The sequence below is a fragment of the Vibrio sp. 10N.247.311.49 genome, assembly GCF_041467655.1.
In the GTDB taxonomy this organism is placed as follows: Bacteria; Pseudomonadota; Gammaproteobacteria; order Enterobacterales; family Vibrionaceae; genus Vibrio; species Vibrio crassostreae_C.
In genome coordinates this window covers 40262-66342 of the sequence record NZ_JBFSVA010000004.1, presented here as the reverse complement: position 1 = coordinate 66342, position 26081 = coordinate 40262, and the positions used below count along the sequence as shown (strand labels likewise).

20 protein-coding genes are annotated in these 26081 nt (G+C 45.4%); 7 read left to right on the top strand and 13 right to left on the bottom strand.

Annotation, left to right across the window (positions count from 1 at the left end):
- Positions 1–25: 25 nt before the first annotated feature.
- The 5 genes from AB6E54_RS06165 to rplU form a co-directional block, all read right to left on the bottom strand.
- Positions 26–499, bottom strand: coding sequence for a threonine/serine exporter family protein (locus tag AB6E54_RS06165; protein WP_017062945.1), 474 nt, complete (start codon positions 497–499; stop codon positions 26–28).
- Positions 499–1266, bottom strand: a complete 768-nt coding sequence (locus AB6E54_RS06160) for a threonine/serine exporter ThrE family protein (RefSeq protein ID WP_017061378.1) — start codon at positions 1264–1266, stop codon at positions 499–501. The genes AB6E54_RS06165 and AB6E54_RS06160 overlap by 1 nt, the downstream gene beginning before the upstream one ends.
- Before the next feature lie 164 nt (positions 1267–1430).
- Entirely contained in the window at positions 1431–2603 is a 1173-nt protein-coding gene (gene cgtA / locus AB6E54_RS06155; protein WP_017061377.1) for an Obg family GTPase CgtA, read from the bottom strand.
- A 323-nt stretch (positions 2604–2926) separates the two neighbouring features.
- A complete protein-coding gene (rpmA, locus tag AB6E54_RS06150; RefSeq protein WP_004735905.1) occupies positions 2927–3184 on the bottom strand; it encodes a 50S ribosomal protein L27 in 258 nt (85 codons plus the stop codon).
- 19 nt (positions 3185–3203) lie between these two features.
- Positions 3204–3515 (bottom strand): 50S ribosomal protein L21, encoded by a 312-nt coding sequence (gene rplU, locus AB6E54_RS06145; protein WP_004740823.1) that lies wholly within the window; start codon positions 3513–3515, stop codon positions 3204–3206.
- A gap of 268 nt (positions 3516–3783) precedes the next feature.
- Between rplU and ispB the strand changes: the two genes are divergently transcribed.
- Positions 3784–4755: an octaprenyl diphosphate synthase gene (gene ispB / locus AB6E54_RS06140; protein ID WP_017061376.1), complete on the top strand. Its 972-nt coding sequence runs from the start codon at positions 3784–3786 to the stop codon at positions 4753–4755.
- Between the two features lie 103 nt (positions 4756–4858).
- On the opposite strand, the gene AB6E54_RS06135 is transcribed toward ispB, so the two are convergent.
- A complete protein-coding gene (locus AB6E54_RS06135; RefSeq protein ID WP_017061375.1) occupies positions 4859–5050 on the bottom strand; it encodes a hypothetical protein in 192 nt (63 codons plus the stop codon).
- Positions 5051–5174: 124 nt separating this feature from the next.
- Entirely contained in the window at positions 5175–6110 is a 936-nt protein-coding gene (gene mdh, locus AB6E54_RS06130) for a malate dehydrogenase (protein ID WP_009847834.1), read from the bottom strand.
- A 332-nt stretch (positions 6111–6442) separates the two neighbouring features.
- Between mdh and argR the strand changes: the two genes are divergently transcribed.
- The 4 genes from argR to AB6E54_RS06110 all read left to right on the top strand — a co-directional run bounded on the left by argR (position 6443) and on the right by AB6E54_RS06110 (position 11599).
- Positions 6443–6913, top strand: coding sequence for a transcriptional regulator ArgR (gene argR / locus AB6E54_RS06125; RefSeq protein ID WP_004740827.1), 471 nt, complete (start codon positions 6443–6445; stop codon positions 6911–6913).
- Positions 6914–7254: 341 nt separating this feature from the next.
- Positions 7255–8223 carry a TAXI family TRAP transporter solute-binding subunit gene (locus AB6E54_RS06120; RefSeq protein WP_017061374.1) on the top strand — a complete coding sequence of 323 codons (969 nt, stop codon included), beginning with the start codon at positions 7255–7257 and terminating at the stop codon, positions 8221–8223.
- Between the two features lie 254 nt (positions 8224–8477).
- Positions 8478–11057, top strand: coding sequence for a TRAP transporter permease (locus AB6E54_RS06115; RefSeq protein WP_102332752.1), 2580 nt, complete (start codon positions 8478–8480; stop codon positions 11055–11057).
- 104 nt (positions 11058–11161) lie between these two features.
- Positions 11162–11599, top strand: a complete 438-nt coding sequence (locus AB6E54_RS06110; RefSeq protein ID WP_048609641.1) for a universal stress protein — start codon at positions 11162–11164, stop codon at positions 11597–11599.
- An 85-nt stretch (positions 11600–11684) separates the two neighbouring features.
- On the opposite strand, the gene AB6E54_RS06105 is transcribed toward AB6E54_RS06110, so the two are convergent.
- Positions 11685–12647: a D-2-hydroxyacid dehydrogenase gene (locus AB6E54_RS06105; RefSeq protein ID WP_372106008.1), complete on the bottom strand. Its 963-nt coding sequence runs from the start codon at positions 12645–12647 to the stop codon at positions 11685–11687.
- 36 nt (positions 12648–12683) lie between these two features.
- A complete protein-coding gene (gene rluA / locus AB6E54_RS06100; RefSeq protein ID WP_102332750.1) occupies positions 12684–13418 on the bottom strand; it encodes a bifunctional tRNA pseudouridine(32) synthase/23S rRNA pseudouridine(746) synthase RluA in 735 nt (244 codons plus the stop codon).
- 156 nt (positions 13419–13574) lie between these two features.
- Here rluA and AB6E54_RS06095 point away from each other — a divergent pair, with 156 nt between their 5' ends.
- A complete protein-coding gene (locus AB6E54_RS06095; protein ID WP_010434396.1) occupies positions 13575–14852 on the top strand; it encodes an NRAMP family divalent metal transporter in 1278 nt (425 codons plus the stop codon).
- Between the two features lie 110 nt (positions 14853–14962).
- Here the strand turns inward: AB6E54_RS06095 and rapA are convergent, their stop codons facing one another.
- Positions 14963–17872: an RNA polymerase-associated protein RapA gene (rapA, locus tag AB6E54_RS06090; RefSeq protein WP_102332749.1), complete on the bottom strand. Its 2910-nt coding sequence runs from the start codon at positions 17870–17872 to the stop codon at positions 14963–14965.
- A 466-nt stretch (positions 17873–18338) separates the two neighbouring features.
- Here rapA and AB6E54_RS06085 point away from each other — a divergent pair, with 466 nt between their 5' ends.
- On the top strand, positions 18339–19718 hold the full coding sequence (locus tag AB6E54_RS06085; protein ID WP_102332748.1) for a PhoH family protein: 1380 nt from the start codon (positions 18339–18341) through the stop codon (positions 19716–19718).
- 108 nt (positions 19719–19826) lie between these two features.
- Here AB6E54_RS06085 and tldD read toward each other — a convergent pair whose 3' ends face one another.
- From tldD to AB6E54_RS06070, 3 genes are all read right to left on the bottom strand, one after another.
- Positions 19827–21272 (bottom strand): metalloprotease TldD, encoded by a 1446-nt coding sequence (tldD, locus tag AB6E54_RS06080; protein ID WP_008220563.1) that lies wholly within the window; start codon positions 21270–21272, stop codon positions 19827–19829.
- Positions 21273–21291: 19 nt separating this feature from the next.
- Positions 21292–22104 carry a carbon-nitrogen hydrolase family protein gene (locus AB6E54_RS06075; RefSeq protein ID WP_372106005.1) on the bottom strand — a complete coding sequence of 271 codons (813 nt, stop codon included), beginning with the start codon at positions 22102–22104 and terminating at the stop codon, positions 21292–21294.
- 94 nt (positions 22105–22198) lie between these two features.
- On the bottom strand, positions 22199–26074 hold the full coding sequence (locus AB6E54_RS06070) for a YhdP family protein (RefSeq protein WP_372106003.1): 3876 nt from the start codon (positions 26072–26074) through the stop codon (positions 22199–22201).
- Positions 26075–26081 lie beyond the last annotated feature (7 nt).

The window sequence follows — 26081 nt, the reverse complement described above, 5'->3', positions numbered from 1 at the left end:
CCTGTCCCTAAAAAGAAAATTAACGCTAAACGATAGGTCTACGGCGATAGAATAACAGCCCTGGCACAGCTAAGCCAACCGCCAACCCTGCGATAATGAACATCGATTTTAAAAAGTTCTCCATCAACATTGCCAACAACTCAGGCGTGTAGCCTGCCCTGTTAATCTCCACCATCGCAATCATCGCCTTGAAGGCGAACACACCTGGCACCATAGGAATTAGAGCTGCAACCGTAAACACCTTCGGATGTGCTAACAGTTTATGTGACCAATGAACCCCTATCATACCAACCACGGTTGCGGCGAAGAACGTCGCCCATTCGATTGGAATACCAAAGTGCATCATCAGATACCGGCTACCATGACCGATAGAACCACCGAGTGCACAATAAATTAAAGCACGTTGCGGAACGTTAAACACCAATGCAAACCCAACCGCAGGAATAGCGGCGAAAAACATATCGTTGAGCAGACCTAAAAACAGTTCGAAAATACTCATTAGCTTGCCCACCCCCAAACATCTGATAGACTCATCGCCGCGACAATGCCCAAGCTCGTCGCCAGAGTTAATAAGCTGGCCATGGTAAAGCGCGCTAACCCCATATTAATATGGCCTTTAAGCATATCAGCGACGGAGTTAATCAGAGGAAAACCAGGTACTAACATTAATACAGATGAAGCCATCACGATCGTGGGTTGGCCGCCAATATTGTAAAGTACGGCTTGAGCTGAAATGGTCGTGGTAACGAATGCTGTGATAGCAAAGTTTAATAGCGGATTGAAATGGCGGTGCCCAATCTCTTGCCTGACGATCATACCGCAAGCTGAAGCAATAAAAGTCATCATGAAGACTTGCCAGTCTCCGCCCGCAAGGTGGCTAAAAGAGGCGCACGACAACCCTATCATCACAACCACTAACCAACGGTTGTAGCGCTCGGGGCTGATGTTTTGAATCTTTTTATACGCCAAATCATAATCGAGAATTCCCTTCTCCATCATGATGCAAATGCGTTGAATGTCGGTGATAACCTGCATGTTAATGCCACGATCAGCACAACTTCGAGTAGTGGTAATACAGTGATCATCCATTACGGTAGTTACAACAAGCGCATTGGCTGACAGTGCGACTTCAACCTCATTCACCCCACAAGCAATACCGATGCGACGCATGATATCGCCGACCAGTGTGCTCTCTGCCCCGTGCGCCAATAACATTTGTCCTGATTGAGCGACGAGTCTTGAGATCGCTCTTTGCTTTGATGCCATGATTTCCTTCCCATAGGCGTTAATTATCTAAAGATAAATTTTGCATAAAAAACAGTAAGACGTCATGATTTAGATACAAAAAAACCGCAATTTTCATTGCGGTTTAATAAAACTATCAGTGTACTTGTAAGAAGCGACCGATGCGTTATGAGAAACTAAGAGGATTAGTCACGAACATAGATAACATGGCCGTCATCCTCTTCGTCATCCCAATCGTCCCAATCGTCGTCATCTTCAGTAACGACATTCTTACCGCTCATCGCATCTTTATGGTAGTCATCCCACATAAAGTCTACTTTTTCTTCTTCTTCAACTTCTACAACTTCACGAGGTAGGTTTTCCATAAACTCACCTAGTTTGAAGCAAAGATCTTTGGTGCCGATTTTATTCACAGCAGAGATCTTGAAGTACTCGCCTTCCCAGCCCAAAGCATCGATGATTTCTTGAATCTTTTCGTCTGCTTCGTCTTCTGGCATTAGGTCAACTTTATTGAACACTAACCAGCGAGGTTTTTGTGAAACTTTTTCACTGTATTGCTCAAGCTCATCGATGATCGTTAGTGCATTCTGAATAGGATCAGATTGATCGATCGGCATAATGTCGATCATATGCAGAAGAACACGACAACGCTCAAGGTGCTTAAGGAATCGGATACCAAGGCCAGCGCCATCAGCTGCGCCTTCGATTAGTCCTGGGATATCGGCAACAACGAAGCTCTTTTCAGGGACAACACTTACCACACCCAAGCTTGGGATCAAAGTAGTGAACGGGTAATCAGCCACTTTTGGTTTCGCAGCAGATACTGAACGAATAAAAGTAGATTTACCTGCGTTTGGTAGGCCAAGCATACCAACGTCAGCTAATAAAAGAAGCTCTAAACGCAGTTCACGAACTTCGCCTTTAGTACCCATTGTCTTTTGACGAGGAGCGCGGTTAACAGACGATTTAAAACGCGTGTTACCAAGACCGTGCCAACCACCTTTACCAACCATTACTTTCTTGCCGTGTTCAGCAACTTCAGCAACGATTTCGTTGGTGTGGATATCAACTGCACGCGTACCAACTGGTACTTTCAGCGTAATGTCTTTACCACGTTTACCAGTACAGTTACCGCCGCGACCATTCTCGCCACGCTCTGCATTGTAAAAACGTTGGAAACGGTAATCGATCAGTGTGTTTAAGTTCTCATCCGCTTGGATGTAAACATCACCGCCGTCACCACCGTCACCGCCATCAGGACCACCTTTAGCGACGAATTTTTCGCGCCAAAAGCTAACTGTACCATTACCGCCATCACCGGCTTCTATTTTTACTACCGCTTCATCAACGAATTTCATTTTTTAACTCCGCACTTACGTTGCGTTACCACTCATCAAGGAGTGATATAAATTCTAGCAGATCCGTGTTTAGATCGATCACCTAAGATCTAGGCCGACCTGCAACCAAGGAACAAATAAGGAGAGGTTCTTTGCTTCTTATTTCTTAAAAACAAACGGCTTCTTAAAAACTAATCTGTTTATCAAAAAATAAAACGGCTTCTCAAAACCAAAACAAGAGCGTCTGCTTTTTTATTCTTGCTATAAATAAAAAACCCTGCCGAATCGGCAGGGCTTTTGAATTCAGCTTGAAAGCTAATAAAATAATCTAGTTAAAGATTAAATTACTCAGCTTCGATGCTTACAAACTTACGGTTTTTAGGACCTTTAACAGCAAATTTCACTTTACCTTCAGTAAGAGCGAAAAGAGTGTGGTCTTTACCGATGCCAACGTTTGTGCCAGCGTGGAACTTAGTACCACGTTGACGAACGATGATGTTACCTGCAAGAACAGATTCACCACCAAAACGCTTAACACCAAGACGTTTGCTTTCTGAATCGCGGCCGTTATTAGTAGAACCGCCAGCTTTTTTATGTGCCATTGTTAAACTCTCCTAATACTTAAGCGTTAATGCCAGTGATTTTCACTTCAGTGAACCACTGACGGTGACCAGCTTGCTTACGCGAGTGCTTACGACGACGGAACTTAACGATTTTTACTTTATCGCCACGACCGTGTTGTACTACTTCTGCAGTAACCTTGCCACCTTCAACAAGAGGTGCACCAACAGCGATTTCTTCGCCGTTAGCAACAAGAAGAACTTTATCAAATTCAACAGTTGCACCAGTTTCAACGTCTAATTTCTCTAAACGAAGTGTTTGACCTTCGCTTACTCGGTGTTGTTTGCCACCAGATTGGAAAACAGCGTACATATTTTACTCCGCTTTTTCCGCACAGCCTATGGTTGTTAATTGTACAACTCGGGTGTGCGCTAAACTAATCAATAGGGCGCAGATTCTACGGGAATCATGGCGCTATGACAAGCCATATTTTTAAAAAATTGGCGAAAACCTGTTCGCCAAAGAAAAGTGCGGCAATCATGCCCTTTAGCGATGTATTAATCAACGTTTTTTAGTGTATTATTCAACAATTAAATACAACGTATAAGCCTTACAGGGTCTAACTTCAGCCGGATGAACAATGGATTTTAAAGCTATCCAAACGCTTACTGCCAATGATATGGCAAAAGTGAATGAAACAATTCAAGCCCAACTTAATTCTGACGTAAGTTTAATCAACCAGCTTGGTTTTTATATCGTTAGCGGTGGTGGCAAACGCCTACGCCCTTTGCTTGCTCTTTTATCTGCTCGCGCACTTGGATATCAAGGTGAAGCTCATATCACCTCTGCAGCCTTTATCGAGTTTATTCACACCGCAACCCTGCTTCACGACGATGTTGTCGATGAATCAGACATGAGACGCGGTAAAGCGACGGCCAATGCCGCTTTTGGTAATGCCGCTAGCGTTTTGGTGGGTGACTTTATCTACACACGCTCATTCCAAATGATGACAACGCTAGGATCTTTAAAGATCCTTGAGCTAATGAGTGAAGCGGTAAACGTGATTGCCGAGGGTGAAGTTCAACAATTAATGAACTGCAATAACCCAGACACCACAGAAGAAAGCTACATGCAGGTGATCTACTCTAAGACTGCTCGTTTGTTCGAAGCTGCGACCCAAATCGGTGCGATTCTTACTGAGTCATCACCAGAGATCGAAACAGCAATGCAGAACTATGGTAAATACCTAGGCACCGCTTTCCAACTGATTGACGATGTGATGGATTACACTGCAGATGGTAAAGAGATGGGTAAAAACGTTGGTGACGATCTAGCCGAAGGCAAACCAACACTGCCTCTACTTTACGCAATGCATAATGGCTCTCCTGAACAAGCAAGCATGATTCGTGAAGCGATTGAGAAAGCGAACGGCATGGAACGTCTTGACGATATTATGGCTGTAATGAAAGAGACAGGCTCTTTAGAGTACACAACAAATAAAGCCTACGAAGAGGCCGATAAAGCCATCGCTGAGCTTTCTGTACTTCCTGACTCTGAATATAAGCAAGCGTTAACCACGCTCGCACACTTGGCTGTTAAACGCAGCAAGTAAGCAGGTTAATAGACAACTCGCTTCTAGCTTCTATATAAATAACAAAAAAGAGCAATGGCTCTTTTTTTTGGTTTTGAACAAATATTTGTAAGAGAGCCAAGGTTCAATATCGGCTCGCTTCTAATGATAGTGGCAGTTGAGCTTCAATTTCTTCAAGCTCTTCCATTGGCACTGCGTATTGCTCATGCCCGTTGTAAGTCTCTACCAAGGCATACTGCTCTTGCTCATCAATTACCAATACTTTTCCTAAGTGCCCCAAATATTCGACATTCATACCCTTCTGAACAGTAGCCATAACATTTACCTTCACCTTGGTTGTGGAGGTGTATACGAGTAGCTTGAACTTCAGGATCAAAAAAGCCGATCATAATGACCGGCCCTTATTAATTAGCTTTAGGCTGAGTTAAATAGCGTCTCGCTTATTTAGCGAATTCAACACCAATCTCGATGTCGCCATTTAGCGTCTCAAGCATGCTATCTAAAGCGTTACGTTCGAAGTCACTCAGCTCACCGTAGCTAAGGATCGCTTCAGCGCCCTCTTTGCCTAGTTTAACTGGCTGTGCGAAGAATGGAGCGTGCTCGCCTTCACCTTCAACGTATGCACATTCAATCACGTTTTCTTCACCTTGAAGTGCTTTAACTAGTGCAAGACCGAAACGACAAGCCGCTTGACCCATAGACAGTGTCGCACTGCCGCCGCCAGCTTTAGCTTCTACTACTTCTGTACCTGCATTTTGGATGCGAGTCGTTAGTGCTGCGATTTCCTCGTCAGTGAACTCTACACCTTCAACTTGAGAAAGTAGAGGAAGAATCGTTACGCCTGAGTGGCCACCGATAACAGGAACACGGATGTCGCCTGGATCTTTGTCTTTTAGTTCAGCAACGAACGTTTCAGAACGAATCACATCAAGAGTCGTAATACCGAATAGACGACGCTTGTCGTAAACGCCCGCTTTCTTCAGTACTTCAGCCGCGATTGGCACTGTTGTGTTTACTGGGTTCGTGATGATACCAACACAAGCAGTCGGACAAGTAACTGCGATTTTCTCTGCAAGAGACTTAACAATGCCAGCGTTCACATTGAAAAGATCCGCACGATCCATACCAGGCTTACGAGCAACACCCGCTGAAATAAGTACAACATCCGCACCTTCTAGTGCTGGTGTTGGATCTTCACCCGCGTAACCTTTGATCGAAACAGGCGTTGGGATATGGCTAAGATCGGCAGCAACACCCGGTGTTACCGGAGCGATGTCGTAAAGTGCAAGATCTGAACCAGCAGGTAGGCGGTTCTTAAGTAGTAGGGCTAGGGCTTGACCGATGCCACCAGCGGCACCAATAACAGCTACTTTCATTGTTATTCTCCTTGAGAGCTTTCTCTTATAGATTCTTTGTAGGGTAATTCTTGAGCTAAATCTAAGTTAAAAAACTATATTAATCACAAAGTGATTACAATCAATTAACGCTAGCTTTGCGACTTCGCGCAAGTCAATAAAACCGTGCTACACAGCAAGTTCGCATTATGGCGATAATCGACTGAAATAACAAAATAAGTCGTCGCAAATAACACATTATTCTATTAAATATTTACAGTGATATGACTAACAAATTACAGGGATGTTTTGGCTAAAATTGAATATGTATGCGAGAATATGCAAACATCTTTGTTAATGAATAAGAATGACATATGCGCAATACAGAAAAGCAAGACAACTTAGTTCGTGCATTTAAAGCCTTACTAAAAGAAGAACGTTTTGGCTCACAAGGCGAAATTGTTGATGCTCTAAAACACGAAGGTTTTGAAAGCATCAACCAGTCTAAAGTCTCGCGTATGTTAACCAAGTTTGGTGCCGTTCGAACTCGTAACGCAAAAATGGAGATGGTTTACTGTCTTCCTGCTGAGCTTGGTGTTCCGACCGTTTCTAGCTCTCTAAGAGAATTAGTACTAGATATTGACCACAACAATGCATTGGTGGTGATACACACAGGTCCTGGTGCGGCGCAGCTGATTGCTCGTTTATTAGACTCACTAGGTAAGTCGGAAGGTATACTGGGCGTAGTCGCAGGTGATGATACTATCTTCATTACCCCAACGTTATCGGTTACCACTAAGCAACTGTTTGATTCAGTGTGTGAACTGTTTGAATACGCAGGATAATTGATCGCTGTTTCATAACTATCAGCCTTATTAATGGATCACGAGTATCTATTTGCTTCGTGATCCAAATCACATCCTAGAATATCCATACCTCCCTTCCAAAATCACACTAAACCATTGATTTTAAAAACTCAGTAGCAAATCAAACACGAGATCAAGACATCATTTGTTAGATTTTTTAGCTATATCTTTTAACATTCGAGTAATTTTCTGCCAATTTTTGATATTATTCAGCCACTTTTTCATCACATGGATTGAAAAAGGTGCCGTTTCCAAATAGGAAACTCCTGAAGCAACTACACTTGTTTCAGGGTTAATAATGAATAAAGGAAGGGAAATTCATGGCATTTACCAAACTTATTAAAGTTGGTGCTATTGCAGCTGCTGTAATGGGCGCTGGCGCTGTTAACGCTCAAGAGTTCATCACGATTGGTACTGGTTCAGTTACGGGTGTTTACTACCCAACTGGTGGTGCGATTTGTAAGCTAGTGAACAAGGGCCGCAAAGACCACAACATTCGTTGTTCTGTAGAGTCTACTGGTGGTTCAATCTACAACGTTAACACCATCCGTGCTGGTGAACTAGATTTCGGTGTTGTTCAATCGGACTGGCAATACCACGGCTACAACGGTACAAGTAAGTTCAAAGATCAGGGCGAATACAAGAAACTTCGCGCGATGTTCTCTCTACATACAGAACCGTTCAACATCATCGCTCGTACTGATGCTGGCATCAACAATGTGTCTGACCTAGCAGGTAAGCGTGTAAACATTGGTAACCCAGGTTCTGGTGACCGTGCAACGATGGGTGTTGTAATGGACGCTATGGGCTGGACTAACGACAGCTTCAAGCTTGCTTCTGAACTTAAAGGTTCTGAGCGTTCACAAGCACTTTGTGATAACAAGATTGATGCATTCATCTACATGGTTGGTCACCCGAACGGATCAATCAAAGAAGCAACAACGTCTTGTGATGCAAAACTGGTTTCAGCAACAGGTCCACAGATCGACAAGATCGTAGCTGAAAACCCATACTACGCTTACAGCACAGTTCCTGCTGGTATGTACCGTGGTACTGACGCTGACGTAAACAGCTTCGGTGTTGCAGCTACTATGGTAACAACTTCAGACGTTTCTGAAGAAGTTGCATACAACGTTGCTAAGGCAGTATTTGAAAACTTTGACACTTTCAAACGCCTACACCCAGCATTTGCTAACCTGAAAAAAGAAGACATGGTTAAAGCGGGTATCTCTATCCCTCTTCACCCAGGCGCAGCAAAATACTACAAAGAAGTGGGCCTTCTAAAGTAACTCTACTTTAAGCCTACTACACCAATAAGGAGGCTAGCCCTCCTTATTGGCTTTTCACGTTTTATAAAAATAATTTAAGTGAAAAGAACAGCCCTTTAAGTTTCTCCAATTTGGAGGACTTACCTTCGTATCAAGCCTAAGACAAAGACGAGCAAAAAACGCATTTCCCTATCCATTCACTACACTAGATAGGAAAGAAATAACGTCTCGTTGTTCGTAAGAAAGGCAGACCATCAATAATAAGGATAAAGTACATGACGCAGACAACATCACCGTCTCCAGATGTGCAAGAAATGGTGGCACAATCAGACACTGGTGCGCGTAGCCCTCGCGGTATCCAAGGCCGTATTTTATGGTTTGTGCCTCTATGTTGGTCACTGTTCCAACTTTGGTATGCATCTCCGCTGCCGTTCATTTTTAACTTCGGAATTTTAAACGATACCGAAGCTCGAGCAATTCACCTTACCTTTGCTATTTTCCTAGCATTTACCGCTTATCCAGCTATGAAGAACTCGCCGCGGGACCATATCCCGGCAGTCGACTGGGTATTAGCGCTTGTAGGTAGTTTTTCAGCTTCTTATATCTATATTTTCTACACTGAACTTGCCGGTCGTTCTGGTGCTCCCACAACATTTGATATTGTTGCAGCGGTGTTCGGTATGGTTCTACTGCTTGAAGCAACACGACGCGCTTTAGGTCCACCTCTTATGGTTGTGGCGGCAGTATTCCTACTTTACACCTTTGGTGGCCCTCACATGCCAGACGTTATTGCCCACAAAGGTGCGAGCCTGAACAAGGCAATGTCGCACCTGTGGCTAACAACTGAGGGGGTATTCGGTGTAGCGCTTGGCGTATCAACGTCATTCGTATTCTTGTTTGTACTGTTTGGTGCAATGCTAGAACGTGCTGGCGCCGGTGCTTACTTTATTAAAGTTGCATTCTCACTGCTTGGTCACATGAAAGGCGGCCCAGCGAAAGCAGCCGTTGTCGCATCAGGTCTGTCTGGTTTGGTATCAGGTTCATCTATCGCGAACGTGGTAACCACGGGTACCTTTACTATCCCGCTAATGAAGCGTGTTGGTTTCCCGGGCACAAAAGCCGGTGCGGTAGAAGTCGCGGCTTCAACCAATGGTCAATTAACACCACCTATCATGGGTGCAGCAGCCTTCTTGATGGTTGAGTATGTGGGCATTTCGTATGTAGAAGTAATCAAAGCCGCGCTACTGCCCGCTCTGATCTCTTACATCGCTCTGATTTACATTGTTCATCTAGAAGCATGTAAAGCAGGTATGACTGGCCTACCTCGTCGCCACACACCAACTATCGTACAAAGCTTACTGTCTTTCACGGGTACCATTTTAGGTCTGTGTGTCATCAGCGCCGCGGTTTACTACGGTGTGGGTTGGACGAAAGATGTCTTTGGCGATGCGGCAACACCAATCGTAACTGTGGCGCTATTGATCGCTTATGTTGCTCTGGTTCGCGTATCTGCAAAATACGCAGCTGAAGGCGGCATGGAAATCGATGCTGATCTAAAAGAAGTTCCGGATCCGGGGCCAACGATTAAATCTGGTTTGCACTTCCTACTGCCTATCGTAGTACTTGTTTGGTGTTTAACAGTTGAACGTTTCTCTCCAGGTCTGTCGGCATTCTGGGCGACCGTGTTCATGATCTTCATTCTGATCACTCAGCGTCCGTTAATGACTCTGATGAACAAATCAGACGATCTTGCAGAGCAAACTAAAGCTGGCTTCGTTGATCTCGCAGAGAGCTTGGTTTCAGGCGCACGTAACATGATTGGTATCGGTGTCGCGACAGCGGCTGCAGGTACGGTTGTAGGCGTGGTGACTCTAACGGGTATCGGTCTAGTAATGACGGACTTCGTTGAGTTTATCTCAGGCGGTAGCATCATTCTTATGTTGCTATTCACTGCAGTAATCAGCTTGATCTTAGGTATGGGCTTGCCAACAACGGCGAACTACATCGTTGTATCAACGCTGATGGCTCCGGTAATCGTGACCCTAGGCGCTGCGCACGGCTTGATCATTCCATTGATTGCGGTTCACTTATTCGTGTTCTACTTCGGTATTCTTGCAGATGACACACCTCCGGTAGGTCTGGCAGCCTTTGCGGCCGCCGCGATTGCGAAATCCGACCCAATTCGTACAGGTATTCAAGGTTTTACCTATGATATCCGTACCGCAATTCTACCTTTCATGTTCATCTTCAATACTCAACTACTACTGATGGGCATTGATTCTTGGTGGCACTTAGCACTAACGATTTTCTCATCTGTGACTGCGGTACTTATCTTCGCAGCTGCAACACAAGGTTGGTGGTTCACCAAGAACAAGTGGTGGGAAACGGTGCTGCTTATTGCATTAACCTTCACTTTCTTCCGCCCTGGCTTCTGGTGGGACATGATTTACCCAGAGAAAGTTCTTTCACCTGGAGTTGAGATTGCTCAAATCACGGAAAAGCTGGATGTGGGACAATCACTTGAACTTAGAGTGGGTGGCGAAAACTTAGAAGGTGACTATTCTGAACAGACAGTTCGCCTGCCGTTTGAAGATTCTGCGACCTCAAGTGAAGATCGTATTGCCTCTATGGGTCTAATGCTGACTGAATCAGAAGGCAAGATGATTGTTGATATGGTTGAGTTCGGTAGCCCAGCAGAAGCGGCTGGTATTGATTTCGATTGGGAAATCAAATCCGTTATCCAAGATGCAGATCGACCAATGAAAGAGTGGGTATTCTTACCAGCTCTGATCATTTTGATTGGTTTAGCGATGAACCAAAGAAGACGTGCTCGTAAGGATGAGATTAGCGCGTAATGGATAAGGCTGAGTAGTGCTTAGCGCTATTTGGCTTTATTACATGGAAAGGATAATTACAGTGCTAAGTGGAAGCTTAGCGCTGATTAAAAAGAGACGAATACATGTATAGACAAATCCTTGTTCCCGTTGATCTTAACGACAAAGGCTTTTCTGATAAAGCAGTCGAGCTAGCGGTATGGCACGCGAAACACAGCAATGCTGAAGTCCACATTCTGAACGTCCTACCAGGCATTCACATGTCGATGGTGGCGTCTTACTTCCCGAAAGATGCAGCGAACCAAATGAAGCTTGATGTGAAAAATCAGCTCAAAGAGTTTGCTGACAAGCACATTGACGATGAAGTGGTGTATAAAGTTCACGTTGCCGAAGGCAAGACTTACACAACGATTCTAGATTACGCAGAAAAACTGGGCGCTGACCTTATCGTGATGCCTAGCCATAAGCGTTCGAAAATCGACAAAGTTGTGCTTGGTTCTGTTGCAAGCAAAGTGGTACAGAACTCACCAATCAATGTATTGGTAGTTAAGCCGCAAGGCTAAATCACTTAATCGACACAACGATCTAAAAAGGTTGGCCTAAAAGCCAACCTTTTTTGTTTTTCGTTCACGCAATTTAATTCTTCAATCAACTCACTAAGTTCTGCGGATTACCCGCAACAAACCCATCAATATTGTCGATTAAGATATCAGACAGCTTTTGAATTGAACTGTCACTGCCCCACGCAACATGAGGTGTCAGCAATAAGTTAGGTAGGTGACTGTTAGCTAAGAGTGGGTTCGAGTTGTCTGCAGGCTCTTGTGTAAACACGTCCATGCCCGCACCTGCGATCTCATTACCTTTCAAAGCTTCAACCAAAGCTTGTTCATCGACAAGCCCACCACGGCCAGCATTAATTAACACCGCACTTGGTTTCATCATTGCTAGCTCTCGCTGTGAAATCAGATTACGGGTCGCTTCAGTCAATGGACAATGCAAGCTGATCGCATCGGCTTGCTTCAATACCGTATCAAAAGGCAGATACCCCTCTCGACAAGACTCCGCCCCTTTTCGCTCAGCAAAAATCACCTTCATACCTATCGCTTTAGCCAGTATCGCAGTCGCTTGGCCTAAGCTGCCACTACCGATTAAGCCCAATGTGCTGCCTGCAATATCTTGAATCGGATGTGTAAAAAAACAGAACTGCTTGTCCTTTTGCCACTCCCCGACTTCAATGTCTTGATGATAACCAACAAGGTTTCGTTTTAGCGTAAACAGCATAGCAATCACATGTTCAGGAACCGATTGAGTCGCATAACCTTGTACGTTTGTCACTGCAATGTTTTTAGATTTGCAGTATTCCACATCGACATTATTGACACCGGTCGCTGAAACCGCGATCAACTTGAGTTTTTTCGCACCAGCGAGATTCGACTCATTGAGCACTACCTTGTTAGTGATCACCACATCAGCTTCTTCAACTCGCTCTGATACTTGCTCAGGAGCTGTGAAATCATACTCTACCCATTCATGCTCAAAGCTCAGAGGCTTTAAATGAATTTGAGATGGGATAGTCGCTCTATCGAGAAACACAACATTCAGCGTTGGCATTCTTCTTCCTTGGTTAGATCTATGAATCAGTCCATTCTAAGCTTTTAGCTTACTGTAGTCTGGAAGCTCAAGCGCAATTTCAAAGTGCTGTTCGATTTGTGGGGATGCTTGAGGATAAAAGTCACAGGGAACAAAGGCTTTAAACAACTGATTATTCGCTGGATGATAAAAGCTCAGCTCACACGCATGCAAAGCCAACCTATCACTGTATTCAAATGCTTCTGATGTTGCGTAAAACTCATCGCCCACAATCGGTGCGCCTATTTCCATGCAATGCACTCTCAATTGGTGAGAACGCCCGGTAATTGGCAGTAACTTAAGTAAAGTCGTTTGGAGTTCTTGCTGTTCTACCACATAACGAGTCTGTGATGATTTACCATCCTCGAAACACACTTTTTGCTTCGGCCGGTTTGGCCAATCGCAAATAAGAGGGAGGTCAATCAAACCTTCTGCTTCTTCTACTGAACCCCATACTCGGGCGTAATAGAGTTTGTGTGTCAGTCGATATTGAAACTGCTTCTTCAAATGACGCTCAGCTTGTTTGTGTTTAGCGAGCAGCATCAAGCCTGATGTCGACATATCCAAGCGATGCACCACCTGAATATCTGAAAAATCCACGACTAGGCGACTCCACATACTGTCGTAATGCTCTGGTAACCTCCCAGGAACTGAAAGTAAGCCAGCAGGTTTATTCACCACAAGAATATCGTCATCTTGATACACAATATCAATCCAGGGGTCACGCGGTGGTGCGTAATGTTCTAACGCCATTCTAGCCTCTAGTTACTGTTAAATAATAATTTATGGTCAAGTTGTTTATTAAAAAATACAATTAAAGTCTTTTTTGTACATAAAAGTTGACGACCTTACAAAACATGGTATTGATAGGGGAACGGAAAATAAGAAGTCAGCATCAAAGGAAAAATGATGGAAAGTACGGTTAAAACTACAACAACAAAAGCACAAACCTCTGCTCCCCTATCAACGTTAATTCGGTCTCTTGGCCCAGGTATTATGATGGCAGCAGCTGCTGTGGGAGGTTCACATTTAGTTGCATCCACTAAAGCTGGTGCGATATATGGCTGGCAACTTGCCGCTCTTATTATCCTCGTGAACCTGTTTAAGTACCCGTTCTTTAAAGCCGGCATCCAATATACATTGGGAACGGGTCAAAGCTTGGTGGAAGGTTACTCTAACTTAGGTCGCCCTTACCTTGTGATCTTTTCTATTTTGAGTGCTATTTCAGCCGTTGTGAATACCGCAGCCTTACTGTTATTCAGTGCAAGCTTACTTAGCTACTTTGTTCCTTTTGATTTGGCCACCAGCACATTGTGTATGATCGTTTTAGCGACATGCTTAATCATTCTATTCGCCGGCCATTATCGCGCTCTCGACACGCTATCTAAATCGATCATGGCGATACTGACCATCACAACCTTAGCTGCAGTCGCCATTGCTATCGGCTCTCCAGTCGAACCTGATGCTGCTTTTGTTCCACCGTCGCCTTGGTCATTGGCTGCTATTGGTTTTATCGTGGTGACCATGGGTTGGATGCCTGCGCCTATCGAAATATCAAGCATCACCTCTATGTGGCTAAAAAGCCAAAAAGAGAAGCAGGAAGTGACCGCACAATCAGCGCTGTTCGACTTTAACGTTGGCTACATTGGTACGGCGCTGCTTGCTTTAGTATTCGTTGCGTTAGGCGCGCTAGTACTTCACGGTTCGGGAGTTGAACTGTCTCGCTCCGGTGTTGGCTTTACTCATCAATTGGTCGGCATCTACGCTTCGACAATTGGTGAATGGTCTCGTCCATTAATCGCTCTGATCGCATTCTTCTGTATCTTTGGCAGCACCATTACCGTTATCGATGGTTATTCACGCGTGCTTGCTGAATCACAACGTCTATTGCTTAAAAAAGAAAGCAGCCCAAAAATGCTACAGGGTTGGATCGTCATCGTCTCTCTCGCAGCACTCTCCATCGTGATGTTCTTCAGTGCTGCTTTAATGCCTATGCTTGATTTCGCGATGGTACTTGCTTTTGCAACTACGCCATTCTTCGCATTGCTTAACTTCATCTTAGTCAGTAAAACAAAGCTTCCAAAAGCGCTCGCGATTGGCACTAAGCTAAAATGGTTGTCTGTCGCAGGTCTTATTTACCTATTTGGTTTCCTAGCCGTATTTGTTTGGTGGAAATGGTTAATGTAATTTCTTTGCCATTGCACGTTTCAACAATCAAAACACCTTTCAAATACTAGATAAAAAGAAGGCCTTCATCATGAAGGCCTTCTTTTGTTAAAGCATTTACTAATTCAAAACTAGTTGTGAGAAACCACTATCAAACGTAGTGAATCTAATTGAACCTGAGCTTTGCTGATGTAACCTGTCAGTGCATTGATTTGAGCTTCGATAACCTCTAGCTCTTCATCACGAATATTAGGGTTCACGGCTTTAAGCGCTTGTAGACGCTCTAATTCACCGTTCAGGTTAGTCTGCATATCTCGTTGAGCCTGTTCACGCACTTCTTCCACTTTAGGAAGTACGTGCGTCTCACCCGCTTCAATTAGCTTGTGAATCTCACCTTGTACCGAGTTCACTAGCTTGCTCGCTAAGTGACGGTTTACTGGGCTTAGTTGACGGTTAAAGCTGTCGAACTCAACCTGAGCAGATAAATCGTTACCACGGCCATCCATCATCAAACGAATTGGCGTCTTAGGTAAGAACTGGCTGATACCGCTGCGCTTTGGCGCTTGCGCATCCACAAGGTAAACCAACTCAAGCAGGATAGTACCCACTGGCAGCGCTTTGTTTTTCAGCAATGATACCGCTGATGCACCCACACCTTCACTCAGTAGCAGATCAATACCGCCTTGAATCATTGGGTGCTCCCAGCTGATGAAGTTCATGTCTTCACGAGAAAGGGCTGTATCACGATCGAACGTGATGGTTGCGCCTTCGTATGGTAAGCCAGGGTAGCTTGGTACCATCATGTGCTCAGATGGTGTCACGACTAGCGCATTTTCACCCTTGTCGTCTTGGTTCAAACCAATCGTGTCGAACAAGCTCAGTGCAAACGTTACTAGGTTAGTATCGCCATCAGTTGATGCAATCTTCTCTGCGATTTCGTGTGCTTTGTCGCCGCCGTTTGAGTGCATCTCTAATAGGCGATCGCGGCCTTTTTCTAGATCCGCTTTTAGGCTTTGATTTAGCTTGGCAGACTCTTCAATCACTTCATCAAGCTGCTCTGTATTACCAGAAGCCAGCATTTCGATAAGAACATCTGAGTACTTGTCGTAAACTGTGCGACCAGTTGGACATGTCTCTGCAAATGCATTTAGACCCTCATCAAACCAACGCGCAAGAATCGCCTGTGACGTGCCTTTTAAGTAAGGGACATGGATGTCGATGTCACGCAGCTGACCGATACGGTCCAAACGACCAATACGTTGTTCAAGCAAGTCTGGGTTGAACGGAAGATCGAACATTACTAGCTGGTTCGCGAACTGGAAGTTACGACCTTCAGAGCCGATTTCGCTACAGATAAGAACCTGAGCTCCGCCCTCTTCTTGAGCAAAGTAAGCCGCGGCTTTATCACGCTCTAGAATCGACATGCCTTCGTGGAATACGGTTGCACGTACACCTTCACGCTCACGTAGTGCTTGCTCTAATTGAAGAGCAGTACTTGCACGTGATGCGATCACTAAGATTTTTTCGCTTCGCTTGTCTTGGATCTTTTCAATCAGCCAGTTAACACGCGAATCGAACTGCCACCAGCTTGAGTCTTCACCTTCAAACTCTTGGAAGATCTCTTCTGGATAAAGCATCTTCATAGCACGAGCTTCGGGAGCCATCTTGCCACCGATCATGCCAGATACACGCATTGAGGTTGTGTACTGCGTTGGAATCTCCATCGGCAGTAGGTTTACATTACGCTTAGGGAAGCCTTTGATTGCAGCTCGCGTGTTTCTAAATAGAACACGGCCAGTACCATGGCGGTCCATAAGGTTATCAATTAATTCTTGGCGAGCTAACGCTTGCTCTTCTTCGCTACTATCACCTTCGATAACACGGAACAGCGGCTCTACATCTTGCTCAGAAAGCAGTTCAGTAATCTGATTCTTCGCGCTGTTTTCAAGCTTCACACCAGAGAACAATGCAGTAACAGCATCAGCAACCGGTGCGTATTGGTCTTCTTCTTCAACGAATGCTTCGTAATCGTAGAAGCGGTCAGGATCAAGCAGACGCAGACGTGCAAAGTGACTCTCACGACCTAGTTGTTCAGGCGTTGCTGTTAGTAGTAGCACACCAGACGTATTTTCCGCTAAGCCTTCAACCACCTGGTATTCGCGGCTTGGTTTGTCTTGGCTCCACTCAAGGTGATGCGCTTCATCGACAACCAGCAAGTCCCACTCGCCTTCAAGTGCTTGCTCGTAGCGCTTACGGCTCTTACGTAGGAAATCCAAAGAACACAGAACGTACTGCTGGGTATCAAATGGGTTGTCCGATTCAGCAAACGCTTCAATACAACGCTCTTCATCGAAGATAGAGAAGTGCAGATTGAAACGGCGCATCATCTCTACTAACCATTGGTGCTGTAGAGTTTCAGGAACCACAATCAGAATTCGTTCAGCACGGCCAGACAACACCTGTTGGTGGATGATCATGCCCGCTTCGATGGTTTTACCTAGGCCAACTTCATCAGCCAGTAAAACGCGCGGAGCGTGACGACGGCCCACTTCATGAGCGATGTATAACTGGTGAGGGATCAAGCCAGCACGCATACCACACAAGCCACGCATAGGGCTCTTGTGTTGTTGGTACTGGTTACTCAACGCGCGGTAACGCAACACGAAGTTATCCATACGGTCGATTTGACCTGCGTACAGTTTATCTTGTGGCTTGTTAAAGCGGATCTGGTTACTTAAGAAGATTTCACGCAGAGTGACTTCTGTTTCTTGGGTATCTTCGCGAGTACCTAAGTAGGTTAGCAGTCCTTTGTCTTCGATAACTTCTTCGACAGACAGAGACCAACCTTCTTGGCATTCGATGACATCGCCTACATTAAACGTTACTCGGGTTACGGGAGCATCAGTACGTGCATAAACACGGTTTTCTTCTGACGCTGCAAACATTAGTGTCACTGTGCGAGCATCCATTGCTACAACGGTACCTAAACCTAAATCGCTCTCCGTATCGCTTATCCAGCGTTGCCCCAAAGCAAATGTCATGAATCGACTACCTCAATCTTATAGTTGGAATTTGGTCTTTTTAACTGCAGTTTCAAACAAGAACGTTCTTGCTCCTGAACTAAAAATATAGCCAAAAATGCCTAGTTTGCAGCCACTTTTTAAGTGCGCTCTAGATAATAAATATCTCAAGAAAATGGTGCAGAAAAAGGTCGCTAATCTTACTCGATGCTGTGATTTAGGTCACGCCTAAAGGAGATGATTTCGTGCTTTTTTTCTGTTTTCGCCAGTGCAATCAAACTGTCAAAAAATCATGGTTAATCTATAGGTAGCAGATTGCTGCTCTCAAACGAATACGCCATAGTCATCTACAACGATATGGTGGTATTCCTCTAGATGAAGTTTAGGTGAGTAGTTGACTATCACCAGAATCAGATACTAATCTTTATATGAGCTTTATCTACGTTCAATGAATGCAAGGCAAGCCGCACGTCGGCAAGGAGATGCTATGGGCGAGACCAACCGGAAGCTATTTGTTTTAGACACCAATATCCTACTTCACGAACCCTTCGCTATATTTTCTTTCCAAGAGCACGATGTCGTTATCCCCATGACAGTGCTAGAAGAACTAGACAGAATCAAAGACAGTAAGAGAGACGTTGCCCGAGATGCGAGAATTGCGATACGAACTCTCGAAGATCTATTCAGGGAAGCTACACCAGACCAAATATCGGAAGGTATCCCTTTCACCAAAGACATTAAAGCCTCAGGCAGTATTTCAATACTCGCCGATTACGAACTTCAAGAAAGCATTAAGGCCTTCGCCGACGACAAAGCTGGCGATAACCGAATCCTCAACGCAGTCCTCTATCTTCAAAACAAACGTGCGCCACGCGAAGTGGTTCTCATCACCAAAGACATCAACATGCGCTTACGAGCCAAAGGCGCTGGTGTTCGCTTTGTTGAAGACTATCAAACAGACCAACTGATTGATGATATCCAATATCTCACCAAAGGCTTTCAACAGCTCGAAGGATCATTTTGGGATGGTATCGACAATGTCGAGAGCAGAAGTTTAGGTGGAAAGACACTGCACACCTTAGCTAGAGCGCCTTTTGAGCCAACCTTCCTTAACCAATATGTGATTGATGAAGAGAGTGACTTTGCCGCTCGAGTCGAAGAGATTGAGCCAGAAAGCATTACCCTGAGAGACCTCAGTCGCGAACGACTGATGAATCGCAGAGCATGGGACATCACACCCAAAAACGTCTATCAAGGTATGGCGATCGATGCCCTGCTCGACCCTGATATTGATCTGGTGATCCTAACTGGTGCGGCAGGGAGTGGTAAAACGCTGCTCGCCATGGCTGCTGCACTTGAGCAAACCATTGAGCGTAAACAGTTCGATAAGATCATCGTAACCCGAAACACGCCCGACATTGGTGAGTCGATTGGTTTCCTCCCTGGTACCGAAGAAGAGAAGATGCTGCCTTGGTTGGCTGCTGTGACCGATACACTGGAAGCGCTGCACAAGAACGATCACTGTACAGAAGGCTCGATGAAGTACATCTGTGACAAAGCCAACATCCAGTTCAAATCGATTAACTTCATGCGTGGACGCTCGATTCAGAATGCGTTTGTGCTTCTCGATGAGTGTCAGAACCTCACCGCTTCACAAATCAAAACCATCATCACCCGTTGTGGTGAAGGTACTAAGATCGTCTGCTCAGGAAACCTAGCACAGATAGATTCTTCCTACTTAACCCCCGTGACTTCAGGCTTAACTTACATGGTTGAGCGTTTTAAAAACTTCGAAGGCAGTGCCAACATCCACCTCAATGGTGTGGTGCGTAGCCGACTGGCAGAGTTTGCGGAAGAGAACATGTAGCGACTCTATACGCTCACTGAATCAATAACCTAAAAACAAAAAGCGCCTCACATTGGAGGCGCTTTTCAATTTAATATTTTGAAGTAAGTTGGCAGAGATTCGTCTGAATTACTCAGTACCACCAACAGTTAACGAGTCTAGTTTCAATGTTGGCTGACCAACACCTACTGGCACACTTTGGCCAGCCTTACCACACACACCAACACCTCGGTCGATGCTTAGGTCGTTACCGACCATAGACACTTGCTGCATCGCTTCAATACCAGAACCGATCAACGTTGCACCCTTCACTGGGTGAGTGATCTTACCGTTTTCAATCATGTACGCTTCAGAAGCCGAGAATACAAACTTACCAGAAGTAATATCAACCTGACCGCCGCCGAAGTTCGGGGCGTAGATACCCTTCTCAACCGTTGCGATGATCTCTTCCGGCGTGTGTTCGCCCGGTAGCATGTATGTATTCGTCATACGTGGCATTGGAAGATGGGCGTAAGACTCACGACGACCATTACCTGTCGGTGCTACACCCATTAGGCGAGCGTTCAGCTTATCTTGCATGTAACCTTTTAAGATGCCGTTTTCGATTAAAGTATTGTACTGACCGTTAACACCTTCATCATCGACGTTCAATGAACCACGAAGATCAGTCAATGTACCGTCATCGACAATCGTACATAGGCTTGAAGTGACTTGCTCGCCAACTTTACCCGAGAATACTGAAGACTCTTTACGGTTAAAGTCGCCTTCTAAACCGTGGCCTACGGCTTCGTGTAGAAGAACGCCCGGCCAACCAGAACCAAGAACCACAGGCATTGCACCAGCAGGCGCAGCAACTGCTTCAAGGTTAACAAGCGCTTGGCGAATCGCTTCATCCGCAAATTGGTAAGCAACCTGAGTGCCTTTGTCATCGCTTAGGAAAAAGTCGTAACCAAAACGACCACCGCCACCAGCACTACCACGTTCACGGCGATCGCCTTTCTGAGCAAGTACACTGATTGATAGACGAACCAGCGGACGAATATCGCCAGCGTAAGTTCCATCAGTCGCAGCAACCAGCATCTGCTCATGTACACCGCTTAGGCTCACAGATACCTCAGTCACCATAGGCTCTTTCGTACGAATGTAAGCATCCAATGATTTCAGTAGTTCCGTTTTCTGCTGTTTTTCCCAGCTCGCTAGCGGGTTAACTGCATCATAGTAAGTTTGGTTAGAGTTGCGTTTAAACGCTTGAACCTTGCCGTTTTGACCTTGCTTCGCGATACCACGAGCCGCAATTGCGCTCTGTTTAAGACCATCCAATTGGATTTGGTCAGAGTAAGCAAAACCGGTCTTTTCGCCAGATACTGCACGAACACCAACACCGCAATCGATATTGAAAGAGCCGTCTTTAATAATGCTATCTTCTAGCACCAAAGATTCGTGCCAGCTAGACTGAAAGTAGATATCAGCATAATCAATTTGGCGGGTAGCAATGCTCGCCAATGTATCTGCGATATTTTGCTCCGTAAGCCCTGTTGGGTTCAGTAGCGCTTCTTCAATTTGATTAATGCTCATAGATGGCTCTTGTTTGTAATTAAAATTGATTGGTAAATCGAGAGTGTTGCGCGATGGGCATATTTTGCCTGATTGATTCGCAACTGGACGTATCTATCTCAACCACCATACTTTTAGGTTCTTGATCTAACTGTGCGACCACTCTTCCCCAGGGATCAACCACCATAGAGTGTCCCCATGTTTCTCTTTGGCAAGGGTGTTTGCCACCTTGCCCTACCGCGACGATCCACGATTGTGTTTCGATCGCACGGCATCTTAATAGTGCTTCCCAATGCGCCTGTCCGGTGACTGCGGTAAACGCAGCTGGAACCACTATGATTTGCGCCCCTTGCTTACGTAACTCAGAATACAAGTGTGGAAAACGCACATCATAACAAATACTCAAACCTAAGCGACCAAAAGGCGTTTCCGCTGTCACAACTTGGTTGCCCGGAGTGAAAATATCCGACTCTCGATAGCACTTATGGGCGTCAGCGACATCCACATCAAACATGTGTAGCTTGTCGTAATGAGCAACGAGGCAACCAAAATCATCAATCACCAAGGTGGTGGTCGTCACTCCGTTAGTTGTGCTTATCGGCATACTGCCAATGACGATCCAAATTCTGTGAAGCTTTGCTAGCTCAGAGATTTTCTTTTGCAGTGGGCCATCATTAAAAGGCTCAGCACACTGGTGATAGTCGGCTTTACTGCCAAAAACTAACGCGTTTTCAGGGCAAACAACCCACTTAGCCCCCAACTCTTTGCACTTTGCAACTTCTTGAGCAAGGTACTCAAAGTTCAATTCAGGGCTGGGGCCAGATGTCATTTGAATCAACCCAACACAATCCATGTGTATCGCTCCTCCATTCATTATGATTCAGAAATCAGCATTTCACCGTATATTCGCTGACTCGGGCATAAGGTCTTTTCGGCTAATTTAAGGCCTATTCGGCTAATTTTCTCAGCTTCTCTGGCAGCTGAAACTCGCCAGAGCTACGAGAAAGTTCGCTCACCGTTGGTGAATCCAATGGTCCTTTCACCGAATAATTTACTTGGGTAAAGACTTCCACAACTGGCGAGATAACCGTGGTCACCGCCAATACGTACAGCGCCGTTTGAGGGGTTACCGCAAAGGCCGTTAATACGGGAATACCCGAGGTAATATCTGGGGTAAAGTTCACCTCAGCATCAACCTGACGCGTGTTGAGGTTAGCGATACCTTTGATTTTCATCTCACCTGCGACCGCATCCATGTTCAGATCATTGGTCAGGAAGATACCATTTTGAATCTCGCCCGTTCCGGTGATGCTGTTGAAGGCCATACCTTTATCAAACACATCTGAGAAATCGAGCTGCATCTTACGGATGATCGAATCTAGGCTAAACAGGCCAAGTAATCGAGCTGCGCCGCTCACATCCGAGATAATGCCTTTACCAAACTTGGTTTTAACGTTGCCATCAAGGGTATCCATTTTGATTCCCCAAGGCGAACCATCCCAATTTAGTTGACCTTCCAACGCGAATGGCGCTTTTTGAATCCCGGAAGTAATACCAAAGCGCTCCATGAGCTCGCTGTTGTTTTCACCCTCAACATCAACGGTTAACGATGAATGACTCTTGTCACCTTGCAGTTCCCACCAGCCACTCACATCCGCTTTGTTACCGCCGCTTCGCACCTGGATTTTGTTCCACTCGATACGATCTTCGTTCCTCGTCATTTCAACATCGACCTTACCCACCTTGTAGCCTTGCAGCCAAAAGTCGTTCAGCGTCAGGGTCAGGTTTGGCATCGCATCGTGGATCTCTCTATCCAATTTGGATATCAATGGCGCAGCTTGTTCTTTACGTTGCAGCAGTTGCTGATCTTGGTTGTTCTTATCACTCCACTCAGGAACAAACAGATGCAGACGATCCAGTGAAACTGTCAAATCATAAGGAGGCAGGTAGTTAATATCCCCTTCTAGCTCTTGGCTAGACACTTCCATTTGCCACGCCTGTTTGTTCTTACTAGCACTAAAATCGACGTCATTCCAAGAGATACCACCCAAGATCAGCTCTTTACTCTCAAAGGTAATACGGCTTGGCGCAGGTATGGTTGGCGTGTTCATTTGACTAAGTACAGCCGTTGAAGGCTTTACCGGTTCCATTACAACCGATAACCAATCATCGGCATTGAATTTGTCTGTACGAATCAGGGCGTGATGGCCCACCACCGGGCTAATTTTGTAGCCACCGCGACCAAGCACTAAGTTGGTCGCCGTTAACTCAGGCACGTCGCCTGTGATATCAATCTCAGCTTGGTACTTGGTGTTTGGCAATTGCAGGCGCGCGGTAATCGTCTCTTGGTTACCCGATGCCTGTAGCCTTGCAGAGCCACTTTCTAGTGATTTTTTCGACAATGGATATGGGTAATCACTCGCCAAGTATTTTAGGTCTGACTGTAAGTCTAGTTGGTAGGTAAAGCCGATATCATTCAGCTGGATATCAATCTGGCTTTGCCATTGCGCATGACCTGATAAGCGGCTTAACCATTGCTCACCGATGTAAGGTTCTAGAGGCTTGACGTCCCAATCACCTAACACATCAATATCAACTGCATAGCCAGGACCATCATTAAGGCCCTTAAAATCAAGCGAGATACCTTGGTTAAGCAGATCCGCAGCGAGGCCATTTGCCGTCACTACGTCATTATCAAATTCAATTCGACCCGTGGTGTTCTCGAGCACCATTGGCGGCGCTTCAATCTCAACATGGTTGCCACTTAAGTCGGCGTAACCCCATGCTCTTGCTTCTTTTTCAGAATCAAACGGAATATTCAGCTGGAACTCAGAAGAGACATCACCACTCACTTGAAGTGCGGTTAAGGCTGCGCCTACCGAGCCCACCAGTGGCGAAGACGTCATGTAATCGCGTACTGCGTTGCCAGACGCCGTCGCTTTAGCTTCAATTTCAATATGGCCGCCTTCCCCTAAATAAGGAATGCGTCCTGTGATTCGATCTGCCGTCACATCCATCAGTTGAGCTGAGCGAGAATCCAGATGCATCGCATCATTTTCAAACAACAGATCAAGCTGAAGATCAGTAATCAGTGGCCACGCGGTATCAAAGCTGAATTTCGCATCTTCTAAGCCAACCCAAACCTGGAAAATACCATCGTGGTTAGTGTATGGGTATTGAGACAAATCACCATGCCACAACAGTTTTACGGTATCCGCTTTACCGGCTTGAATCGCAGTTGAAAGGTAGTCTGTTAGATCTTGCCCAAGAGCCAGTGTAGGTAAGTAGCGCCATGTTTCACCGACATTGTAAGCGTCCGCTTCGCCGTAGAAGGATAAAAACGGGCTCGCATCTTTTGGGAAGTCTAAGCGGAATGCGCCTAGTACTTGTAAATCGGGGGTGGCAGCTGTGATTTTGTCTGACCACAGCTTCCAGCCGTTTTCATCTTGCTGCCAAACAATATCAACCTGACCTTGTTTGATATTCAAAGGCGCTTGGAATACGTCACCATAAGGGAACACATCGTCAATAACATGCAGGCTAGCTTTCGCTTCCGAGGCCGAACCAAACACACTACCAGACACTTGGCTAAAGCCTGGGACTAGTTCCCACTGCTCGATAGCAAGATCAGAAAAACTGGCTGAATAACGTAAACTGTCAATTCCCGAACCCATGGAAACACGGATATCAGAAACAGAGCCGCCCGGCGCCAATACGTTAATCATTTTGGTTGATTGTTCAGAGTCAGGCAGCAGCTTAATCAACGGAGTAATAGTCGCAATATCCAGCTCAGAAATGTTGAGTTGCCATGGACCTTGATTCCACTTGAACGCTACGTCGAGTTCCGGCCAAGGTGTGTCATCCGTTCTAAGGTTTAGTGAGTGACCATTTACTTGCCAACCATCATCAGTCGGCGACAACTTAAAGACACCGGACTCAAGCATGAGGTCATGCTCGCCATCTTCGTTCCACGTCAGTTCTGAGGGTAAAACCTCAACATAAGCGCTCACTGGCTTGCTATTTCGCAGCGTAAGCCAGCTATTCAAGCTCACAGTACCCGTTTCAATGCCGGATTCCGCCTGCATATAATGCGTAAGCCATGGCTTAACAGAAATGCTGTCGGCACTGACATAAAACTCACCAGTCACATCAGTCAGTGACCCACCATCAATAAAGTTAGCACTCACTGACAGAGAGTTTAGATTGGCACCTTTGATACTCACCACACCTTCAGCAAGGTGATGTTTGTCTGAGTTTTGCCATTTTAAGGTTTCTATATCGAGCTGACGTTCTTCACCCGAAACAGAGTGATAAAGAATAGAAGAATCTTTTGCAGTTACATCGACGAGTGTTTTTAGCAGTAAATTATCGAGCTCTTGCATCGCTCGCTGGGAAGAGCCAGAATCTTTAGGCTCATCTTTGCCATTTTGCCCAGCAAACAGCTCAATTGAGCGGATATCAAGATACATTTGATTCATGACCAACTCGGCCACAACCGGGCGCATCTGTACGACCGATTGAATCAAGTCAAACTCGACTTCAACACGCTCGACAGAAAAGCTCACATCTTCCGCATTGGGAAGGCTGGCTTTAACGCCTTGCAGAGCAATAGAGGGGTGAGTGTTACGCCAAAAACCGCCCACGTCTTGAATCGAAAAATCAAAACCGGAGTGTTGGTTTACCCAAAGCTCAATTTCAGATTGATACTTGTTTAAATTGGGCAAGGCTACACGCAGTGTAGTAACGGCAATGGCTAGCGTTACTAAGAGAGTAACCACTAACCATAAACATGCACGTAGAATCAGAGTAACGCTTGAGCTCACAAAATTT